Raw genomic sequence first — 17,813 nt, 5'->3', positions numbered from 1 at the left:
ACGCGCATGGGCATGCAAAATCGAGAATTTGGCTGTCTGCTTGATGTTCGTCGCTGCCGGGGAGCACCTGCGTGGCCCTGCGTGCGGCTATCTGCTTGCCATTGTAACGACAACAGCGCAGAACCTGTGAAAAAGCTAAGGTGAAACGCCAGCGTGTGCGGCCATCGCCGCGCCGACGATTCCCGCTGTGTTCTGCAGCGCAGCGGCCACCACCGGGGTTCTATTCGTCAGCAGCGGCACCCACTTGTCGGCCTTGCGGCTGATGCCTCCGCCCACGATGAACAGATCGGGCCACAGCGCGTTCTCCACCGCCTCCAAGACCTTGGTGACCTCGGGAGCCCACTGCTTGTAGCTCCAATCGTTCTTTTCCTTCACCGACGACGCCGCACGATGCTCGGCCTCCATGCCGTCGACCTCGATATGTCCGAACTCGGTGTTGGGCAACAGGATTCCGTTATGAAGGACGGCGGAACCGATCCCGGTTCCGAACGTCAGGAGGACGACCAGGCCGGACTGATCCTTGCCCGCTCCGTACCGGTCCTCGGCCATTCCGGCGGCATCGGCGTCATTGAGCACGGTGACGGTTTGGCCGTTCAATTCGGCGCTGATGATGTCGTGGACGTTGACGCCCAACCACGATTTGTCGACGTTCGCGGCGGTACGCGCCTCGCCATGCACGATCACGCCCGGGTAGGTCACGCCAACGGGCCCTGTCCAGGAGAAATCACGCACGACTGTGGCGATGGTCTCGGCGACGGCCGTCGGCGTGGCGGGCTGGGGAGTGGGGTATTTGACCCGTTCGCCGATCATCTCGCCGGTAGTCAGATCCACGATCGCGCCCTTGATGCCGCTGCCGCCGACATCGATGCCGAACCCTTGCTGCGTGGTCTCGCCTGCTTGCGTCGCAGGTGCGGACGGTCCGGATTCGGTGGCGGTCATCGGCGCTCCTTGGCCCTGGGTCTAGATGGCTGCCGAACACGGTCGAACACAGCCGGAACAGACTGAATGCGAGTGACACCCTAATGCCCCGGGGGACGCCGCGCGTGACGCTCATGGCTGTGCTGCGATAGACGCGTGGGAATCGATCCGGGAGCGTTGCGTTCGGTAGCGGTGCGGCTGGCGTCCGAGGCCGCCGAATTCGTACGGCATCGTCGCGGGACCGTCGATTGGGCGGCCTCCGTGCGGACCAAGACTTCCGAGACAGACCCGGTGACTCTCGTCGATACCGAATGTGAACGGCTGCTGCGCCGTCGGCTGTCGGCGTTGCGCCCCGAGGACGCGATCCTGGGCGAGGAGGACGGAGTCACCGGAGGGGGCGCGAGCGGCTCATCGCACGTGCGCTGGGTGATCGATCCGATCGACGGCACGGTCAACTTCGTCTACGGCATTCCCGCGTATGCCGTGTCAGTGGCCGCTCAGGTGGACGGGATATCGGTAGCGGCGGCGGTAGCCGACGTCGCGGCCGACCGCGTCTTCTCGGCGGCCTCAGGCCTTGGCGCGACCGTGCGTGAGGCCAATGGCCTGCAGTGGCCCTTGGTGTGCAATCCAGTGCGGGAGGCGCGGCTGGCCCTGGTGGCTACGGGCTTCGCGTATTCGACGGTGCGGCGAGAACGTCAGGCTCAACTGATCGCGCAGCTCTTGCCCAGGGTGCGTGACGTGCGCCGGATCGGATCGGCGGCGCTGGATCTGTGTGCGGTGGCAGAGGGGCGCGTTGATGCCCAGTACGAGCACGGACTGGGGCCGTGGGACTGGGCCGCCGGTGTTCTCATCGCACGTGAGGCCGGTGCGGTGCTCGTGCTGCCCGACGCGGACGCCCGGAGCGCCGACGGCACCCTCATCGCGGCCATGGCGCCCGGGATCGCCGAGGAATTCGGGCAGCTCTTGACCGATATCGGCGCGATGGCGCCGATTCCCGGCTAACAGGTGCTCTGCCGCGCCTTGAGGATGAGATCAGAGTTGGCCTGGTTACCGGATTTGAGGCTGTTGAGCGCCGAGGTCACCGCGTTACCGGCAGCGAGTTCGGTGAACTCGCTGCCCAGCGCCAGATCCACCGAATCGTCGGATCGCTTGTCCTCGACGAACTCGACACACGGCGCGACCAGCGAGAGCGTCAGGGCGTTGGCGTATCCGGATTCCCCGAAACGAATCTGTCCGACGCAGTTCAGCCGCGATCCGCTGGGGTAGAAGGGGTCGTTATCGGCGGTCGGTGAGGGGAATCCCAGATCGCGCAGCGCGGTGGATACATCCCCGGCCTGACCGGCCTGGCCGTTGGCATTGAGGACACGTGCCTTGACGTTGTTGAGCGTCGCCGGCGTGGTTCCCGACAACGAGGAGCGTGACACCGGCTTACCGATGGTCCCGGACCCGGGCTCGGTCTGCTGAGCGGGCGGGTTGCATGCCGTCGCCTCCTTGACCGGTGCTTCCTGGGTGAGCGCCGACGCCCAGACGAATACCGTGACGACCAGGAGCACTATCCCCACGCATAGCGCTGGCAAATAGTTCCTACGGCGGAACGGGCGCCCGTACTTGTCTACCGAGGTGCCCTCGGTGATGTCTGCGACCACGGATGGCACTCTAGGCCAGCTGACTTCCAGGCGACAGACGGCGAAATAGACTGGGTGTCCACTGCCCTGTGATGCAAATCACACAAAGAACCGACGGGATCCGGGCACTAATAGTTTGTGGTGTCCGTTTCAGCCTGGTACAAAGCCTTGCTGCGCCTAATGCAGAAGCTTGAAGACGAGATGGTGATAAGGGGATGGACGCATGGCTACCGACTACGACGCTCCGAGGCGATCAGACGCCGACGATGTGTCAGAGGACTCGTTAGAGGAGCTCAAGGCTCGTCGTAACGAAGCACAGTCGGCGGTGGTCGATGTCGATGAGGCGGAAACCGCCGAATCGTTCGAGCTACCAGGTGCCGACCTGTCCGGCGAGGAACTTTCGGTCCGGGTCATCCCGAAGCAGGCTGACGAGTTCACCTGTTCGAGTTGCTTCCTGGTGCACCACCGCAGCCGGCTGGCCAGTGAGAAGAATGGCCAGCTGATCTGCACCGACTGCGCGGCCTGAGAGTCGGAGCTAGTCGCGGCCCAGCCGCGTACTAGCTCCGTAGGGCAGCCAGCACCCGATCGGGGTGACGGCTGCTCACCAGCCAGTACGGCGTCGGATCTTCCGGGTCGTCGAGTACCACCAGGACTAGCGGGCCGATCCATGCCCGGTGCACGACGAAGGCTGCCGGATCGAGCTGACGGCCGAGCGCCGAGCTCTTCGCGGTGGCGGGAATGGCCGCAGACTTAGCGATCACACTGACCGGCAGATGCGCTGATCCCGCGCGCAGTTCGGCGGCGCCATCCGGTCCGGCAACAACCTCTACGCGGATCCTGCTGAACCACAGCAGGACTCCCGCGACAATCGCGAACAGGATTGGGTACGGCACCCAGCTGGGCAGCTGGCGCATGCTCTGATTGATTTCCAGCCCGAGCAGGGTTGCCGCACCAAAGCCGGGCAGGGTCCACCACCACGGAACCCACAGCCGCTCGGCGTAGCGGATATCGGTCGTGTTGTTGGGGGAGGCCGTCACGCGGCCAAGGGTAGTCTGGGCGATCGTGCCCACACCTACGAGATTGGCGATCGTTCGCCTCGATCGAGAGCTCCCCCTGCCGTCGCGCGCGCATGCCGACGATGCGGGGGTCGATCTCTACAGTGCCGAGGACGTCGTGATCGAGCCTGGGCGCCGGGCTTTGGTGGGTACCGGTATCGCCGTGGCCATCCCCACCGGGATGGTTGGGTTGGTGCATCCGCGCTCGGGCCTGGCTGCGCGCGTGGGCCTTTCGATCGTCAACAGTCCTGGCACGATCGACGCCGGGTATCGTGGCGAGGTGAAGCTCAGCCTCATCAATGTGGACCCGGAGACCCCGATCGTCATCGCCCGTGGTGACCGGATCGCGCAGTTGTTGGTTCAGCAGGTTGAGTTGCCTGAGCTGGTTGAAGTGGATTCCTTTGACGAGGCCGGTCTGGCCGTGACCACCCGCGGTGTGGGCGGGCACGGATCCAGCGGCGGACATGCGAGTTTGTGATGGCTTTACACCGAAGTGGCGGTCTTAACGACCTGGACGATGCTGACGATGCGTCGGCTTCAGGCTTGGGCGAAACATTCGACGGCCCATACGAAGTCGAGGACTTCGACAGTGCCGAAGATGCCGGAATCGGGCGCCTGGACCTGGGTTCGGTACTCATCCCGGTGCCAGAGGCCGGACAGATTCAGGTTGAGTTGACCGCCTCGGGTGCCCCCGGTGCGGTCTTCGTGCTGACACCCAACGGGCGTTACTCGGTAGCTGCCTACGCCGCGCCGAAATCTGCCGGACTGTGGCGCGAGATCGCGGGTGAGCTGGCCGAATCGCTGCGCAAGGAAGCAGCGGAGGTCTCCATCACCGACGGTCCGTGGGGCCGCGAGGTGGTGGGAGTCGCCGACGGAGGCTCAGTGCGCTTCATCGGGGTTGACGGCTACCGGTGGATGATCCGGTGCGTGCTGCAGGGGCCCGCCGAGACTTTCGACGCACTGGCGCAGGAGGCGCGCGACGCGGTGGCCGATACGGTCGTTCGCCGCGATGACAGCCCGTACCCGGTGCGTACCCCGCTGCCGGTCGCACTGCCGGAACCGATGCTGGAGCAGCTGCAGGCGGCTCAGGCGCAGGCGATGGCTCAGGCAGAAGCCGAGGCGGTGGCTCAAGAACCCGCCCCGCAGGACGACCCAACGCCCGTCGCCCGCCGCAGTGTCTCCGGGTCAGCGATGCAGCAGCTGCGGTCCACGATCACCGGCGGCTAGATCCGGCGGACGAGCACGGGCCTGGGGTTTAGTCGGGATCGAACCGGAACACCGACAGCGTTCCGGCCAGGGCTTCGAACTCATCTGGGGTTCCGTGACGGACCAAACCGGCGTTTTTTGCGAACCGCACGCCCACCGGAACCTTCAGCGCAAATTCCCGCAGTGCCCGCCGCGCCGCCTCGGGCGGCACGCTGATGATCTTGACGTGCTGGACATGGTTTCGCCGGGTGAGAGTTCCGAAACCGGCCGCGGCGGCGTTGCGTGGCCAATCTGAGCCCGGGTAGCCGCCCACGGCATAGAGCTGACCGTCCATCTCGAACGGTGTGATCGGCGTGGGGCGGGGATGCCCGGTCTTTCTGCCGGGGACTGTGAGTACCATCGCCGGACCGGTGGGTATGCCGAGGCGGTGAAATGCCCGCACCACCTTGTTCATCGGTGTGAGCCACCGCGGTGGGATGTTGGCCATGGCAGTCATCCCTTCTGCGATGCGAACTCGGCGCGTGCGAATTCGGCCCGGAATCTGTGAGCCCAGGCCGCGAACGTCTCCGCAGGACGCCCGAGTATCCGGTCCACCTCGTGCGTGACAACCGCGGGCGTGGCCACCGTGGCCGCCTGCATGGCCAGGTACGCGTCGGCGAATTCCGCCGCAAACCCCAGACCGGCGAAGTGCTGACGGACGAGATCGTCGGAGACCTGCAGGTATTGCAACGGCCGACGCAGAACATCCCCGAGCACCGCGACCAGGTCGGCGTTGGTGAACGCCTGCGGACCGGTCAATGGGATGCGATGACCGACGAGGTCGTCCGTGAGCAGGGCATGCGCCGCGACCCCGGAGATGTCGCGGTCCGCGATCGGGGCGGCGGAGGCGGCCGCGTGAGGTCCGCGGACCGCATCGCCGACCTTGAGTTGGCCCGCCCACATCCCGAGAAAATTGGACGCGAAGACGGTCGGACGCAGGCTTACCCATTCCACCCCGGAATCGACGGCGCAGCGTTCGACCTCCTTGTTTCGATCACCGCGGAACCGCGATGGTTGCCGGGAGAAGTCTTCGTCGCAGTTGATCGCCGAGAGTGCGACCAGGCGGGTAACCCCTTCGTGGACAGCGTGATCCACAAAGTCGGAGAGATCTTCGCCGAGTGCCCGGGAATTCAGGAAGACGGCGGTGGCGCCGCTGAGACCGGCTCGGGCCGTCTCGACGGTCTTCACCTGGGGCGAGAAATTCGCGTGCTCAGGGTGGCGGGTGACCGCGCGTACGTCGGCGCCCGCGGCGATGAGTAGGTCCACAAGCGGGCGCCCCACATTGCCTGTTGCGCCGGTGACGAGAATTGTCATGTCGGGTACTCCAATTCGGGAGGTTCGGATGGCTTTCCATGTTTTGGCCACATGAGTACGACGGGGCGCGGGCGCGAAAAGTTACCGGCGCGGGCGGTAACTTTCCGGGCCGCGGAATCGTCGTAGTGACATGAGTTCCTCGTCGACGCACGACGCGCTGGTGGCGGCGGCCTGGCGTGAGCACTATCCGTACCTGGTCAATCTGGCGTATCAAATGCTCGGCGACATCGGGGATGCCGAGGACTGCGCCCAGGAGGCGTTCGTGCGGCTGGCGCGTGCCGATGAGACGGAGATCGACGAGCCGCGTGCCTGGCTATCGGTGGTGACCGGCAGGCTGTGCCTGGACCAGCTGCGTTCGGCACGGACGCGCCGCGAGCAGACCGGCGTCGCATCGGCGGTGGAATCCGCTGCACCGCTGCATATTTCCGGGAGTGCCGATCCCGCGGAGAGAGTCACTCTGGACGACGAGGTGCGTGGCGCCCTGCTCGAGGTGTTGCGCACCTTGAGTCCCGGCGAGCGGGTCGCGTTCGTCTTGCATGACGTGTTCGGAGTCCCGTTCGAGGAGATCGCGTCGACAGTGGGCCGTCCGGTGGGCACGTGCCGGCAGCTTGCCCGACGTGCGCGCACCAGATTCCAGCAGTCCGCGTCGCGCACCGGTGATGTCACCGGCGCCGAGCACCGGCAGCTGATCGAAAAGTTCGTCACCGCGTGCGCCAACGGTGATCTCATCGGGTTGATGGCGGTTCTGGATCCCAGCGTCTGGGGAGTTGGCACCCTCATCGGAGACCCGGCGCCCCCGCCACAGGTCAATCGTGGGCGCACAGATGTCGCGACCAACCTGCTCGTCTATCTCGGTCACGGCGCCACGTTGGTCGGTGGGCCGTTCGGGCAGCCGGTTCTGCTGGCCTTCGCGCAGCGCAGGCTGTTCGCGGTGGTCACCCTGACGGTGCGCGATGGCCTGGTGCTCACGATCGAAGCCACCGCCGACCACGCGGCCCGCCGTCTGTGACTCAGATGTCGCTCAGCGCACCGACACATGCCCGGCCCAGGCAGGACGGGTCGGCGCCCAGCTGATCGAGGGTGAAGGTGCGCAGTGCCGCGCGCGGCGCCCAGGACGCCCAGTCCTGGGCGACTGTGAGCGGATGTATCGGATCATCGGTGGCCGCCGCCACCGCCAAGGGCACGGTCAGCCCGCGGATATCGTCTGCCGTCGGATTCACGAAGGCCGACACCTCCTGCATGGCACTGGGCAGACCAGGCCACTGGGCGGCCCACGAGCGGGTGAGCTCTGCTCCAAGCCAGGCGGGGCTGCTGGCCTGCATCGCAGCGGTGACCGCTGCCAACCCGTCGGCGCGCAGCGATTCCGCGGTGATCCGCGCGGATACCGAGGCCGGTGAGTTCTCCGGCTTTCCGGTCCACGCGGGCATCGCTGCCAGCACCGCAACCGTCGCCCCGGGATTCCGCAGGGCCCACGTCAGGGCCACGGCGGTGCCGATGGACATTCCGCCCACGACGATCGGGCCACCTAGAGCGGCCCGGTCGAGTGCCCGTAAGTAGCCGTTGACCAGGTTATTCGGTTCTGGACACACCGCGACCAGGGTGGCCCCCGCGCTGCTGAGAGCGGGGCCGAAGGCCCGCATAATGTAGTCGTCATCGGAGCCGGTGCCCGGCATGAGAACAGCCGTGTGGCCATCAAGTTCGGGGGATAGGCCGCTCGCGGCACGACCGTTGATGGGTGTCACGCACCTGATCTTGCCCGGTGTGCGGAACACCCCCAGGGGCCGCCTGGCATCAGGGCGTGCAAAGGTCTACCGTGGCGGTTGCACCGATGAGCCGCTTGCGCCAAGTGACTCCACGAGCGATCACACGATCGGGCATGTTGAGAGGCCAGGACGAGAAGTGGCTACCACAGGCGGTTATCTGCGTCGACTGACTCGTCGGCTGACAGAGGACCTGGAGCAAGTAGACGCCGAGAAGATCGGTGACGACGCCGCCGCCACCGGTGCTCAGCGCGTCATCGATTGTCAGCGCGGCCAAGAGGTCACGATGTGCGGAACGTTGCGCACCGTCGAGACCAATTCCAAGGGTTGCGTGGCAGGCGTGAAGGCCGAGCTGTTCGACGGCACCGACACGGTGATGTTGGTCTGGCTGGGCCAGCGCCGAATCCCCGGTATCGAATCGGGCCGCACTCTTCTGGTGCGCGGTCGACTCGGCAAGCTTGAGAACGGCGGCAAGGTGATTCACAACCCGTACTACGAGATTCAGCGCTAAGTGCCAGAGACCTCATCGCACGAGCCGGACGGCTCGGGCGGCGCGCACGTCGGCTCGGATACCGCGGAGGGCCCGCAGCTGAAGTTCAGCGTGCCCGGCACCAAGCCCGAGGAGCCGGGAAGTTCTCCGCTGCACGAGATGTGGCATCAGGCCGGGGGATGGCAGGGAATCGTCTATTCGTCGATTCCGGTGATCGTTTTCGTCGTCGCGGTCAGCATCTCCTCGTTGATGCCGGCGATCGTCGCTGCCCTGGTGGCGGCGACCCTGGTGTTGGTCTGGCGCCTGGTGCGCCGCGAATCGCTGCAACCGGCAGTCTCCGGGTTCATCAGCGTCGGCATCAGCGCGCTGATCGCCTACCTGTTGGGAGAGGCCAAGGGCTACTTCCTCATTGGGATCTGGGCCAACTTCTTCTGGGGCACGGTGTTTTTGGTATCGGTGATCATCCGCCGACCCATCGTGGGTTACGCATACAGCTGGGCCACCGGCGGCGACATGTCGTGGCGCGGTGACCGGCGTATCCGCACGGCCTTCGATATCGCGACGGTGGCCTGGATAGCGTTGTTCGCCACCAGATTTGTCGTGCAGCAGTGGCTCTACGTCGCGGGCAACACGGCCTGGCTGGGTGGCACGAAGATCGCGATGGGCTGGCCGTTGACCGCTGTCGGCGCGTTGGTCACCCTGCTGGTGATTCGCTACGTGCGCCGCCACACCGACAATGCGGCCGAGGAATCCCCGGCGAGCAGCTAGCCGGCGACTACTGCGGCAGCACCGCGCGGTGCAGCTCGTCCTCGATATCGGCGGTGGCCACCAAGATCAGCTCGTCGCCGCCCTCGAGAGGCTCATCGGGCTGTACCGGGATAACCCGCGATCCGCGCAGAATCGCCACCAGCACCGCGTCGCGGGGGAGATCGAGCTTCCGTACTGGCTTGCCGCCCCAGGGGGTGTCGTCGGGAAGTGTGATCTCTACCAGATTGGCCTGACCGCGCCGGAACTCCATGAGTCGCACCACGTCACCTACGGCGACAGCCTCCTCGACGAGGGATGCCAGCATGCGCGGTGTCGACACCGCGACGTCGACGCCCCAGGCATCGTCGAACAGCCACTCGTTGCGCGGATCGTTTACCCGGGCCACGACACGCGCCACGGCGAACTCGGTCTTTGCGAGCAGGCTCAGCACCAGATTGGCCTTGTCATCACCGGTCGCCGCGATCACCACATCGAAGGTGTGCAGTTCCTCGGCTTCCAACAGGCTGATCTCGCAGGCGTCCCCAAGCCGCCAATGTGCCTCGGGTACGGCCTCTGGATCGATGTGATCGGGATTGCGCTCTAGCAGGGTGACTTCGTGCCGGCTTTCGATGAGCTCGCGTGCGATGGAACGTCCGACGGCGCCGGCGCCGCCGATGGCAACCTTCATCGGGCACCCCCGTGGTCGTCGTCGGCATCCTCGCCGGGCGGCTGCGCGGCGATCGCCATGGCCTCGGCGGCCCGTCCGGACACCGCAGACACGTACACCTCGTCACTGTCCTGGATGACCGTCTTGGCGTCGGGAAGTACACCTGTGCCGAATCGGATGATGAAGGCCGCCCGCGCACCGGTGGCTGTCTCCAGCGCCGTGACGCGCTTGCCTATCCACTCTTCGTGCAGCGCGAGTTCGGTGACGACAACCGAACCAGACGGATCACGCCACTTCGTGGTGTCGCTTTCCCTGGTGAGGGCATGCAGCAGACGATCGGTCGTCCACGGCACGGTGGCGACGGTCGGAATGCCGAGGCGCTCGTAGACGGCGGCACGCTTGGCGTCGTAGATGCGGGCCACGACGCGCTCGACACCGAAGGTCTCGCGGGCCGCCCGGGCCGAGATGATGTTGGAGTTGTCACCGGAGGAGACCGCCGCGAATGCCTGTGCCCGCTCGATCCCGGCCCGTAATAGGACGTCGCGATCAAAACCCATGCCGACGATGCGTTCGCCAGTGAATTCGGGGCTGAGCCGGTTGAACGCGGAGGCCTCCTTGTCGATGATCGCCACCTCATGGCCAATCCTGGCCAGGCCTCCTGCCAGTGCGGCCCCCACGCGCCCGCAGCCCATCACCACTACTCGCACCGGTAGACCCTTCTGGATAGGCGTTCGTCTGAGTACTCACCGCGATACTGAACGCCGCGTCACGGCACCCGACACAGCGATGTCAAGTGAGACCGTACCGCGATTGCTCGCGTGGCCTAATGTTGGCGTTCGTGTCTACGCTTTCCAAGCTGTCGACGGCGGCTCGGCGCCTGGTAATCGGCCGCCCGTTTCGCAGTGACAGCCTTGGCCATACCCTGCTGCCGAAGCGCATCGCGCTACCGGTTTTCGCCTCGGACGCCCTGTCCTCGGTGGCATACGCGCCCGAGGAAATCTTCCTGGTGCTCTCGGTCGCGGGCATGTCCGCCTATGCGTTGACGCCGTGGATCGGTCTTGCGGTCGCCGCGGTCATGATGGTCGTGGTCGCGAGTTACCGGCAGAACGTGCACGCCTATCCGTCCGGTGGCGGCGACTATGAGGTCGTCACCACCAATCTCGGGCCTACCGCGGGCCTGACGGTCGGCAGTGCCCTGCTGGTGGATTACGTGTTGACCGTTGCCGTTTCCATGTCCTCGGCGATGTCGAACATCGGCTCGGCCATTCCGCTTGTCGCGCAGCACAAGGTCACCTTCGCGGTGGTCGCCATTGTGATCCTGATGTCGATGAATCTGCGCGGAGTCCGCGAATCCGGCGCCGCGTTCGCGATTCCCACATACGCGTTCATGGTCAGCATGTACCTCATGCTGGGCTGGGGGCTGTTCCAGATCTACGTACTCGGTACTCCGCTGAAGGCGGAGTCGGCCTCCTTTGAGATGCATGGTGAGGGCGACGGCATCCTGGGCTTCGCGCTGGTGTTCCTTGTCGCGCGGGCTTTCTCGTCGGGGTGCGCGGCGTTGACGGGGGTGGAAGCCATCAGCAATGGCGTGCCTGCCTTCCGGAAGCCCAAGTCACGCAACGCGGCCACTACATTGTTGCTCCTCGGCGGCATCGCCATCACCCTCTTCATGGGGATCATCCTGCTGGCCGAGCGCACCGGCGCCAAGATCGCCGAGGACCCCGCCACGCAACTGGTGGGTGCTCCCGCCAACTATCACCAGAAGACCCTGGTCGCGCAGCTGGCCGAGGCGGTGTTCGGTGACTTCCGGATCGGCTTCCTGTTCATCACCGTGGTGACGGCGCTCATCTTGGTGCTGGCCGCGAACACCGCGTTCAACGGTTTCCCGGTGCTCGGATCGATTCTGGCGCAGGACCGTTACCTGCCGCGCCAGCTGCATACGCGCGGCGATCGGCTGGCGTTCTCCAACGGCATCATCTTCTTGTCGGCCGTCGCGATCCTGTTCGTGGTGGCGTTCAAGGCCGAGGTGACCGCGCTCATCCAGCTGTACATCGTCGGTGTCTTCGTGTCGTTCACGCTCAGCCAGATCGGCATGGTGCGGCACTGGACTCGGTTGCTCAAGACCGAAACCGATCCGGCAGTGCGCGGCAAGATGATGCGTTCTCGCGTGATCAACACCATCGGCTTCATCATGACCGGCGCGGTGCTGCTCGTCGTCTTGGTCACCAAATTCCTTGCCGGAGCGTGGATCGCGATCTTGGCAATGGGCCTGCTGTTCGTGCTCATGAAGATGATCCACAAGCACTACAACACGGTGGCCCGCGAGCTGGACAACCACGAGGGAGAGGTGGTGCTGCCCAGCCGTACCCATGCCGTCGTCCTTGTGTCGAAGGTGCATCAGCCCACACTGCGCGCCCTTGCCTATGCCCGTGCCACCCGCCCCGATGTCCTGGAGGCCATCACCGTCAGCGTTGACGATCGGGACACTCGGGAGCTCGTCAGGGACTGGGAGACAAGCGATCTCAGCACCCCACTGAAGGTGATCGCCTCCCCGTATCGCGAAATCACCCGGCCGATCCTCGACTACGTCAAGCGCATCAGTAAAGAAGCGCCGCGCACGGTCGTCTGCATCTTCATTCCCGAGTATGTGGTGGGACATTGGTGGGAACAGGTGCTGCACAACCAGAGTGCGCTGCGCCTCAAGGGGCGTCTGTTGTTCGTACCCAACGTCATGGTCACATCCGTTCCGTGGCAGCTTGACTCGTCCGAACGTCGCCGGGAGCTCGACGAACAGTCCGCGCCAGGAGACTCACGGCGGGGGTTCGATTCCTAGATGGCAATCGGCGAAATCCTGGAGGTCCAGACCGGCGGGCCTGCCAACGGGGGCAGCGTGGTGGCCCGGCACGACGGGCGCGTCATTTTCGTCAGATACGCGTTACCGGGCGAGCGGGTGCGTGTGCAGATCACCGACGACCGGCAAGCCAGCTTCTGGCACGGCGCCGCCATCGAGGTCCTCGACCCGTCACCGCACCGCATTGATCCGATATGTCCCATCGCGCACGGTAGCGGCGAATCTGGTTGCTGTGACCTGTCTTTCGCCGACCCCACGTATCTGCGCGAACTCAAGGGTGATGTGGTGAGCCAGCAGTTGGCGCGGCTTGGCAAGTACGAGTGGCAGGGTGTGGCCGAACAGGTCGGAGCCGGAGATTCCACGGGGTGGCGGACTCGGGTGCGTTTGGATGTGAATGCTCTGGGCCAACCGGGCTTTCACCGATATCACAGCGATGAGCTGGTGACCGACCTGCGCTGCGCTCAGGTGGTGCCGGGATTGCTCGATGGGCTGGACGAACCCGATCTCGGTTCCGAGGGTCCGCTGCACGCCGTGCTGGATGATCAGGGGCGCCGGCACGTGTTGCGCGGGCGTTCGGTTGTCGAAGGCGAGGACGTCGCGGTTCAGAAGGTGGGGGACCGGCACTGGTTGGTGCCGGTTACGGCCTTCTGGCAAGCGCATCGTGACGCGGCGCAAACGTACAGCCGGCTGGTCTCCGAATGGGCGGAGCTGGAGCCGGGGATGACTGCCTGGGACTTGTACGGCGGTGTCGGGGTTTTCGCGGCGGTGCTGGGGGAGGCGGTGGGACGCACGGGACGTGTTGTCAGTGTCGACACCTCACGTCCGGCGTTCCGTAGTGCCAAGAGTGCATTGGGAGATCTGCGTCAGGTCACCATGATCTGCGGTTCGGTGCGGAACGCCATGCGCGATCTGGGTAAGGCCGATGTCGCGGTGCTGGACCCGCCCCGAGCGGGTGCCGGACGCGAGGTCATCGGGCGAATCGCCGATGCCGGCGTGCCGAGAGTTATCCATATCGGTTGTGAAGCAGCGGCATTCGCGCGCGATGTGGGCTTGTACCTGGAGCGCGGGTATCGGGTGCGTGAGCTGCGGCTGTTTGACGCGTTCCCGCTGACCCATCACATCGAGAGCTTCGCGCTGCTCACCCGATGAGACGGCGCCCGGCGTAAAGATCTTATAAAGTAACTCCTCGGGTGTGCCGGGAAGTCTGGTCGGCGGTACTTTGCCCTGCCAGCAGAACGGACACCGACCCATGCGCCTGAGTCAACGCGTCTTTACCCGCGGAACGTGGGCGGAGTCGTCGCGCGTCGCTGGGATTTTGCGCAAAGAAACCGTCGGCGGCGTGCTGCTGGTGTTGGCGGCGCTGACCGCGTTGCTCTGGGCGAACTCTCCCTGGAGCTCGTGGTACTACCGGCTGGGTGCCATCACCGTCGGTCCGGAGCGGCTGCACCTGAACCTGACTCTCGCGGGCTGGGCGACCGATGGGCTGCTCGCGATCTTCTTCTTCGTTGTCGGTGTGGAACTCAAGCGCGAATTCGTGGCGGGGGATCTGCGGGACCCGGGTCGCGCCGCGTTGCCGATTGTCGCTGCGATCGGCGGCATGCTGGTTCCGGCCGCCATCTATCTGGCGGTGAACGCCTCCGGTGGCGGCGAAGCGATGCGTGGCTGGGCGATCCCCACCGCCACCGATATCGCCTTCGCGCTCGCCGTGCTCGCCGTGATTTCAACGCATCTGCCATCCGCGCTGCGCACCTTTCTGCTGACCCTGGCGGTGGTGGACGATCTGCTCGCTGTCATCGTGATCGCGGTCTTCTATACCGATGAGCTGCATTGGGGGCCGTTGGGCCTCGCGCTCGTTCCCCTCGCGCTGTTCGCGCTGGCGGTGCAGCATCGCCGCCGGGAATGGTGGCTGCTGCTGCCGCTGGCACTGTCCGCGTGGGCGCTGGTGCACGCCTCGGGTGTGCACGCCACCGTGGCGGGCGTGCTGCTCGGATTCACCGTCCCGGTATTGAGGAGGGACGGACGTACCGATGTGCACGGTATGGCCGAGCGATTCGAACACCGGCTGCGACCGTTGTCTGCGGGTGTCGCGGTGCCTGTATTCGCGTTCTTCGCGGCGGGTGTCACCCTCGGCGGGTTCTCCGGGCTCTGGCAGGCGCTGCTGGATCCGGTGGCATTGGGTGTGGTCCTGGGCCTGCTGGTGGGCAAGCCGATAGGGATTTTCCTGACGACGTATCTGTTGGCGCGGTTCACGCGGGCCAGTCTCGATGACGATCTGAGCTGGCTGGATATCGTCGGCGTGGCGCTGCTCGCCGGGATCGGCTTCACGGTGTCGCTGCTCATCGGCGAATTGGCGTTCGGTGCCGGGTCGGCCGCCGAGCACGTCAAGGTCGGTGTGCTCGCCGGATCGCTGACATCGGCGGCCGTGGCTTCGGTCGTGTTGAGGCTGCGCAACCGGACATATCGGCGCATCGAGGCCAAGGAGACCCTCGATGCCGACCACGATGGAGTGCCTGATGTTTTTGGCTCCGCTCCAAGCGACCGAATCTGAATCGCTGCGTAGACTGACCTGATGCTTGACGACATCAGAGGGCCGGGTGACCTGCAGGGTCTCTCGAAGCGAGAGCTGGACTTGCTCGCCGACGAGATTCGCGAGTTCCTGATCCATAAGGTCGCCGCGACCGGCGGCCACCTGGGGCCCAACCTGGGTGTCGTCGAGTTGACGCTGGCCCTCCATCGTGTGTTCGAGTCCCCGTATGACCCGATCATCTTCGACACCGGGCATCAGGCGTATGTGCACAAGATCCTGACCGGACGTTCCGGAGACTTTGACACGCTGCGTCAGAAGGACGGCCTGTCCGGGTACCCGTGCCGGGCCGAGAGCGAACACGATTGGGTGGAATCCAGTCACGCGTCGACGGCGCTTTCCTACGCGGATGGACTCGCGAAGGCATTCGAGCTGACCGGGCAACGCCGCCGCCACGTCGTCGCGGTGGTCGGCGATGGCGCGCTCACCGGCGGCATGTGCTGGGAGGCTCTGAACAACATCGCCGCCGCCGATCGGCGCATCATCATCGTCGTCAACGACAACGGGCGAAGCTACGCGCCGACCATCGGTGGGCTCGCCTCCCATCTGGCCGGGCTGCGGCTCACCCCCACCTACGAGAAGGTGCTTGACGAGAGCAGGAAGCTGCTGCGCGGCATGCCGGTGGTGGGACCGCTGGCGTACGCGTTGATGCACAGCCTCAAGGTGGGGGTCAAGGACGCGGTATCTCCGCAGGTGATGTTCACCGATCTGGGGATCAAATACGTTGGGCCCGTTGATGGTCACGACGAGCATGCGGTCGAGGATGCGTTGCGCCGCGCCCGCGGCTATGGCGGCCCGGTCATCGTGCACGTCATTACCCGCAAGGGCATGGGGTACGCGCCTGCCGAGGACGACGAGGCCGAGCAGATGCATTCCACCGGCATAATCGACCCGAAAACCGGCCGCTCCATCAATGTTTCGGCTCCGGGCTGGACGTCAGTGTTCTCCGATTCATTGATCGATGTGGCCAGCGAGCACCGCAATATCGTGGCGATCACCGCGGCCATGCCGGGTCCGACCGGGCTCAGCAAGTTCGGTGAGCGTTTCCCCGATCGGCTTTTCGACGTCGGTATCGCCGAGCAGCATGCCGTCACCTCCGCGGCCGGGCTCGCGATGGGCGGCCTGCACCCGGTGGTGGCGATTTACTCCACCTTCCTGAACCGTGCCTTCGATCAGGTGATGATGGACGTTGCGTTGCACCAGCTTCCGGTGACGTTCGTGCTGGACCGCGCGGGGATCACCGGCAGCGACGGGGCCAGCCACAACGGCATGTGGGACCTGTCGATCCTGAACGTGGTGCCCGGAATGCGGGTGGCCGCGCCGCGTGATGCCTCGCGGCTGCGTGAGGAGCTGACCGAGGCCCTGGCGATCGATGACGGACCGACCGCGCTGCGCTTCCCGAAAGGTGAAGTCGGCGAGGATATCCCGGCGGTCGAGCGGCGCGACGGCGTCGACATATTGGCGCGGCCGCTCAGTGGATTGCATGCCGACGTGTTGTTGGTGGCGGTCGGCTCGTTCGCGTCGACGGCGTTGGCGACGGCCGAGAGGCTCGGCAAGCAGGGGATTGGCGTGACCGTCGTCGACCCGCGCTGGGTGCTACCCGTACCCGACCATGTGATCGAGCTGGCTCGCCAGCATCGCCTGGTGGTAACTCTGGAGGACAGCGGCGTACACGGCGGTGCCGGCAGTGCGGTGACCGCGGCGATGCAGGATGCCGATGTGGACATTCCTAGCCGGGATATCGGTGTGCCACAACAGTTCCTGGACCACGCGTCGCGGGGGCAGGTTCTTGAGCAGCTCGGTTTGACCGATCAGCACATCGCCCGCAAGATCACCGGTTGGGTGGCCGCGATGAGCCGCGAAGCCGCCGACAGTCCGGTTTCCGAACAGGTGGACTAACCCCGTACCCAGTCCGGAGTGGCGAGGATCTCGCGTAGCTCTTCTACGAGGCGCGCGCTGTGGTACCCGTCGGCCGCCGCATGGTGAATCTGCATCGCCAGCGGCATGATGGTTTGGCCGTCCTGCTCATGGAACTTGCCGACGGTGAAGATGGGGGACAGATGTTCCCAGCCGGGGGCGATGGTCAGCGTGAAGCCGGAAAAGCTCGTCCACGGGATGCTGGAGATATCGAACACATTCCGGGGCCGGGGCAATCCTTGTGGGAAAAGTGTTGAGGAGTGCCGATATTCGGCCAGCAGGTCGACCACTTCGGTGTGGAACTCGTCGAAGTCGGTGCTGTAATTGGCGCTGATACCCGCGAAGGTCTCACGGTCGGTATTGAACACGGTGAACGCCGGGTCCACGGTGTCCCAGATTCCCGGATTTCCTTGATCGTCAAGGGCCATGCGGAATTCCGGATAACGATTCACGACGGTCGCCAATGCCCAAATCTGTGTCGGATATGTCTTGCGGCTGGATGCGCGAATTGCCCGGAGGAGGTCGGTGACGTCCAGATCGACCGTCATCGAGTAGTAGGTGGGGCAGCGGTCGAGATAGTGCGCGAACCATTCACTGCGTGGCCACTGTTGCACATCGATGGGTTCAAGGGTCGCCATGG

The 17,813-nt window shown here is 65.3% G+C and carries 20 protein-coding genes; 11 read left to right on the top strand and 9 right to left on the bottom strand.

What is annotated here, in order from left to right:
- Positions 1–135 precede the first annotated feature (135 nt).
- Entirely contained in the window at positions 136–939 is an 804-nt protein-coding gene (ppgK, locus tag B4400_RS14085) for a polyphosphate--glucose phosphotransferase (protein ID WP_078310933.1), read from the bottom strand.
- A 156-nt stretch (positions 940–1,095) separates the two neighbouring features.
- Between ppgK and B4400_RS14080 the strand changes: the two genes are divergently transcribed.
- Positions 1,096–1,920: an inositol monophosphatase family protein gene (locus B4400_RS14080; RefSeq protein ID WP_078311133.1), complete on the top strand. Its 825-nt coding sequence runs from the start codon at positions 1,096–1,098 to the stop codon at positions 1,918–1,920.
- Here the strand turns inward: B4400_RS14080 and cei are convergent.
- Positions 1,917–2,564: an envelope integrity protein Cei gene (gene cei / locus B4400_RS14075; RefSeq protein WP_078310932.1), complete on the bottom strand. Its 648-nt coding sequence runs from the start codon at positions 2,562–2,564 to the stop codon at positions 1,917–1,919. The genes B4400_RS14080 and cei overlap by 4 nt on opposite strands.
- A gap of 202 nt (positions 2,565–2,766) precedes the next feature.
- Between cei and B4400_RS14070 the strand changes: the two genes are divergently transcribed.
- Positions 2,767–3,069 carry a DUF4193 domain-containing protein gene (locus B4400_RS14070; RefSeq protein WP_005057245.1) on the top strand — a complete coding sequence of 101 codons (303 nt, stop codon included), beginning with the start codon at positions 2,767–2,769 and terminating at the stop codon, positions 3,067–3,069.
- A 31-nt stretch (positions 3,070–3,100) separates the two neighbouring features.
- On the opposite strand, the gene B4400_RS14065 is transcribed toward B4400_RS14070, so the two are convergent.
- The gene (locus B4400_RS14065; protein WP_212566650.1) at positions 3,101–3,613 is read right to left on the bottom strand and encodes a DUF3093 domain-containing protein; all 513 of its coding nucleotides are present in this window, start codon (positions 3,611–3,613) and stop codon (positions 3,101–3,103) included.
- Between B4400_RS14065 and dut the strand changes: the two genes are divergently transcribed.
- Together dut and B4400_RS14055 are read left to right on the top strand one after the other, a co-directional pair.
- Positions 3,606–4,076: a dUTP diphosphatase gene (dut, locus tag B4400_RS14060; RefSeq protein WP_170915004.1), complete on the top strand. Its 471-nt coding sequence runs from the start codon at positions 3,606–3,608 to the stop codon at positions 4,074–4,076. The two genes, B4400_RS14065 and dut, sit on opposite strands and share 8 nt — an antisense overlap.
- Positions 4,076–4,825, top strand: coding sequence for a DUF3710 domain-containing protein (locus B4400_RS14055; RefSeq protein WP_078310930.1), 750 nt, complete (start codon positions 4,076–4,078; stop codon positions 4,823–4,825). Before dut ends, B4400_RS14055 begins: the two co-directional genes overlap by 1 nt.
- Positions 4,826–4,853: 28 nt before the next feature.
- Here the strand turns inward: B4400_RS14055 and B4400_RS14050 are convergent, their stop codons facing one another.
- Both B4400_RS14050 and B4400_RS14045 read right to left on the bottom strand, forming a co-directional pair.
- Entirely contained in the window at positions 4,854–5,258 is a 405-nt protein-coding gene (locus B4400_RS14050) for a nitroreductase/quinone reductase family protein (protein ID WP_078311131.1), read from the bottom strand.
- A gap of 38 nt (positions 5,259–5,296) precedes the next feature.
- Positions 5,297–6,157 carry an NAD(P)H-binding protein gene (locus B4400_RS14045; RefSeq protein ID WP_078310929.1) on the bottom strand — a complete coding sequence of 287 codons (861 nt, stop codon included), beginning with the start codon at positions 6,155–6,157 and terminating at the stop codon, positions 5,297–5,299.
- Positions 6,158–6,287: 130 nt separating this feature from the next.
- Here B4400_RS14045 and sigI point away from each other — a divergent pair, with 130 nt between their 5' ends.
- Positions 6,288–7,166: an RNA polymerase sigma factor SigI gene (gene sigI, locus B4400_RS14040; RefSeq protein ID WP_078310928.1), complete on the top strand. Its 879-nt coding sequence runs from the start codon at positions 6,288–6,290 to the stop codon at positions 7,164–7,166.
- A 1-nt stretch (position 7,167) separates the two neighbouring features.
- On the opposite strand, the gene B4400_RS14035 is transcribed toward sigI, so the two are convergent.
- The gene (locus B4400_RS14035; RefSeq protein WP_078310927.1) at positions 7,168–7,830 is read right to left on the bottom strand and encodes an alpha/beta fold hydrolase; all 663 of its coding nucleotides are present in this window, start codon (positions 7,828–7,830) and stop codon (positions 7,168–7,170) included.
- 226 nt (positions 7,831–8,056) lie between these two features.
- Between B4400_RS14035 and B4400_RS14025 the strand changes: the two genes are divergently transcribed.
- Positions 8,057–8,428 (top strand): OB-fold nucleic acid binding domain-containing protein, encoded by a 372-nt coding sequence (locus B4400_RS14025; protein ID WP_005057265.1) that lies wholly within the window; start codon positions 8,057–8,059, stop codon positions 8,426–8,428.
- Positions 8,429–9,175: a DUF3159 domain-containing protein gene (locus B4400_RS14020; RefSeq protein ID WP_078310926.1), complete on the top strand. Its 747-nt coding sequence runs from the start codon at positions 8,429–8,431 to the stop codon at positions 9,173–9,175.
- Positions 9,176–9,182: 7 nt separating this feature from the next.
- On the opposite strand, the gene B4400_RS14015 is transcribed toward B4400_RS14020, so the two are convergent.
- Positions 9,183–9,842 carry a potassium channel family protein gene (locus B4400_RS14015; protein WP_078310925.1) on the bottom strand — a complete coding sequence of 220 codons (660 nt, stop codon included), beginning with the start codon at positions 9,840–9,842 and terminating at the stop codon, positions 9,183–9,185.
- Entirely contained in the window at positions 9,839–10,528 is a 690-nt protein-coding gene (locus B4400_RS14010; protein ID WP_139360249.1) for a potassium channel family protein, read from the bottom strand. The genes B4400_RS14015 and B4400_RS14010 overlap by 4 nt, the downstream gene beginning before the upstream one ends.
- 131 nt (positions 10,529–10,659) lie before the next feature.
- Between B4400_RS14010 and B4400_RS14005 the strand changes: the two genes are divergently transcribed.
- The 4 genes from B4400_RS14005 to dxs all read left to right on the top strand — a co-directional run bounded on the left by B4400_RS14005 (position 10,660) and on the right by dxs (position 17,155).
- Positions 10,660–12,654 carry an APC family permease gene (locus B4400_RS14005; RefSeq protein WP_286142097.1) on the top strand — a complete coding sequence of 665 codons (1,995 nt, stop codon included), beginning with the start codon at positions 10,660–10,662 and terminating at the stop codon, positions 12,652–12,654.
- A complete protein-coding gene (locus B4400_RS14000; RefSeq protein WP_078310923.1) occupies positions 12,655–13,821 on the top strand; it encodes a class I SAM-dependent RNA methyltransferase in 1,167 nt (388 codons plus the stop codon).
- A gap of 100 nt (positions 13,822–13,921) precedes the next feature.
- Entirely contained in the window at positions 13,922–15,220 is a 1,299-nt protein-coding gene (gene nhaA, locus B4400_RS13995; protein WP_078310922.1) for a Na+/H+ antiporter NhaA, read from the top strand.
- Between the two features lie 21 nt (positions 15,221–15,241).
- Entirely contained in the window at positions 15,242–17,155 is a 1,914-nt protein-coding gene (gene dxs / locus B4400_RS13990) for a 1-deoxy-D-xylulose-5-phosphate synthase (RefSeq protein ID WP_078310921.1), read from the top strand.
- Here dxs and B4400_RS13985 read toward each other — a convergent pair.
- Positions 17,152–17,811: a CatA-like O-acetyltransferase gene (locus B4400_RS13985; protein WP_078311129.1), complete on the bottom strand. Its 660-nt coding sequence runs from the start codon at positions 17,809–17,811 to the stop codon at positions 17,152–17,154. The two genes, dxs and B4400_RS13985, sit on opposite strands and share 4 nt — an antisense overlap.
- Positions 17,812–17,813 lie beyond the last annotated feature (2 nt).

Origin of the sequence: Mycobacterium sp. D16Q13, assembly GCF_002013375.1 — a bacterium.
Taxonomy (GTDB): domain Bacteria; phylum Actinomycetota; class Actinomycetes; order Mycobacteriales; family Mycobacteriaceae; genus Mycobacterium.
The sequence above is the reverse complement of the archived record's forward strand: the minus strand, read 5'-3'. Positions and strand labels throughout refer to the sequence as shown.

Excerpts from the sequence above, each read along its gene's own strand:
- ppgK (WP_078310933.1), bottom strand. The coding sequence starts at position 939 with ATGACCGCCACCGAATCCGGACCGTCCGCACCTGCGACGCAAGCAGGC.
- B4400_RS14035 (WP_078310927.1), bottom strand. The coding sequence starts at position 7,830 with ATGCCGGGCACCGGCTCCGATGACGACTACATTATGCGGGCCTTCGGC.
- B4400_RS14050 (WP_078311131.1), bottom strand. The coding sequence starts at position 5,258 with ATGAACAAGGTGGTGCGGGCATTTCACCGCCTCGGCATACCCACCGGT.
- B4400_RS13985 (WP_078311129.1), bottom strand. The coding sequence starts at position 17,811 with ATGGCGACCCTTGAACCCATCGATGTGCAACAGTGGCCACGCAGTGAA.
- B4400_RS14055 (WP_078310930.1), top strand. The coding sequence starts at position 4,076 with ATGGCTTTACACCGAAGTGGCGGTCTTAACGACCTGGACGATGCTGAC.
- B4400_RS14070 (WP_005057245.1), top strand. The coding sequence starts at position 2,767 with ATGGCTACCGACTACGACGCTCCGAGGCGATCAGACGCCGACGATGTG.
- B4400_RS14000 (WP_078310923.1), top strand. The coding sequence starts at position 12,655 with ATGGCAATCGGCGAAATCCTGGAGGTCCAGACCGGCGGGCCTGCCAAC.
- sigI (WP_078310928.1), top strand. The coding sequence starts at position 6,288 with ATGAGTTCCTCGTCGACGCACGACGCGCTGGTGGCGGCGGCCTGGCGT.
- dxs (WP_078310921.1), top strand. The coding sequence starts at position 15,242 with ATGCTTGACGACATCAGAGGGCCGGGTGACCTGCAGGGTCTCTCGAAG.
- B4400_RS14045 (WP_078310929.1), bottom strand. The coding sequence starts at position 6,157 with ATGACAATTCTCGTCACCGGCGCAACAGGCAATGTGGGGCGCCCGCTT.
- nhaA (WP_078310922.1), top strand. The coding sequence starts at position 13,922 with ATGCGCCTGAGTCAACGCGTCTTTACCCGCGGAACGTGGGCGGAGTCG.
- B4400_RS14015 (WP_078310925.1), bottom strand. The coding sequence starts at position 9,842 with ATGAAGGTTGCCATCGGCGGCGCCGGCGCCGTCGGACGTTCCATCGCA.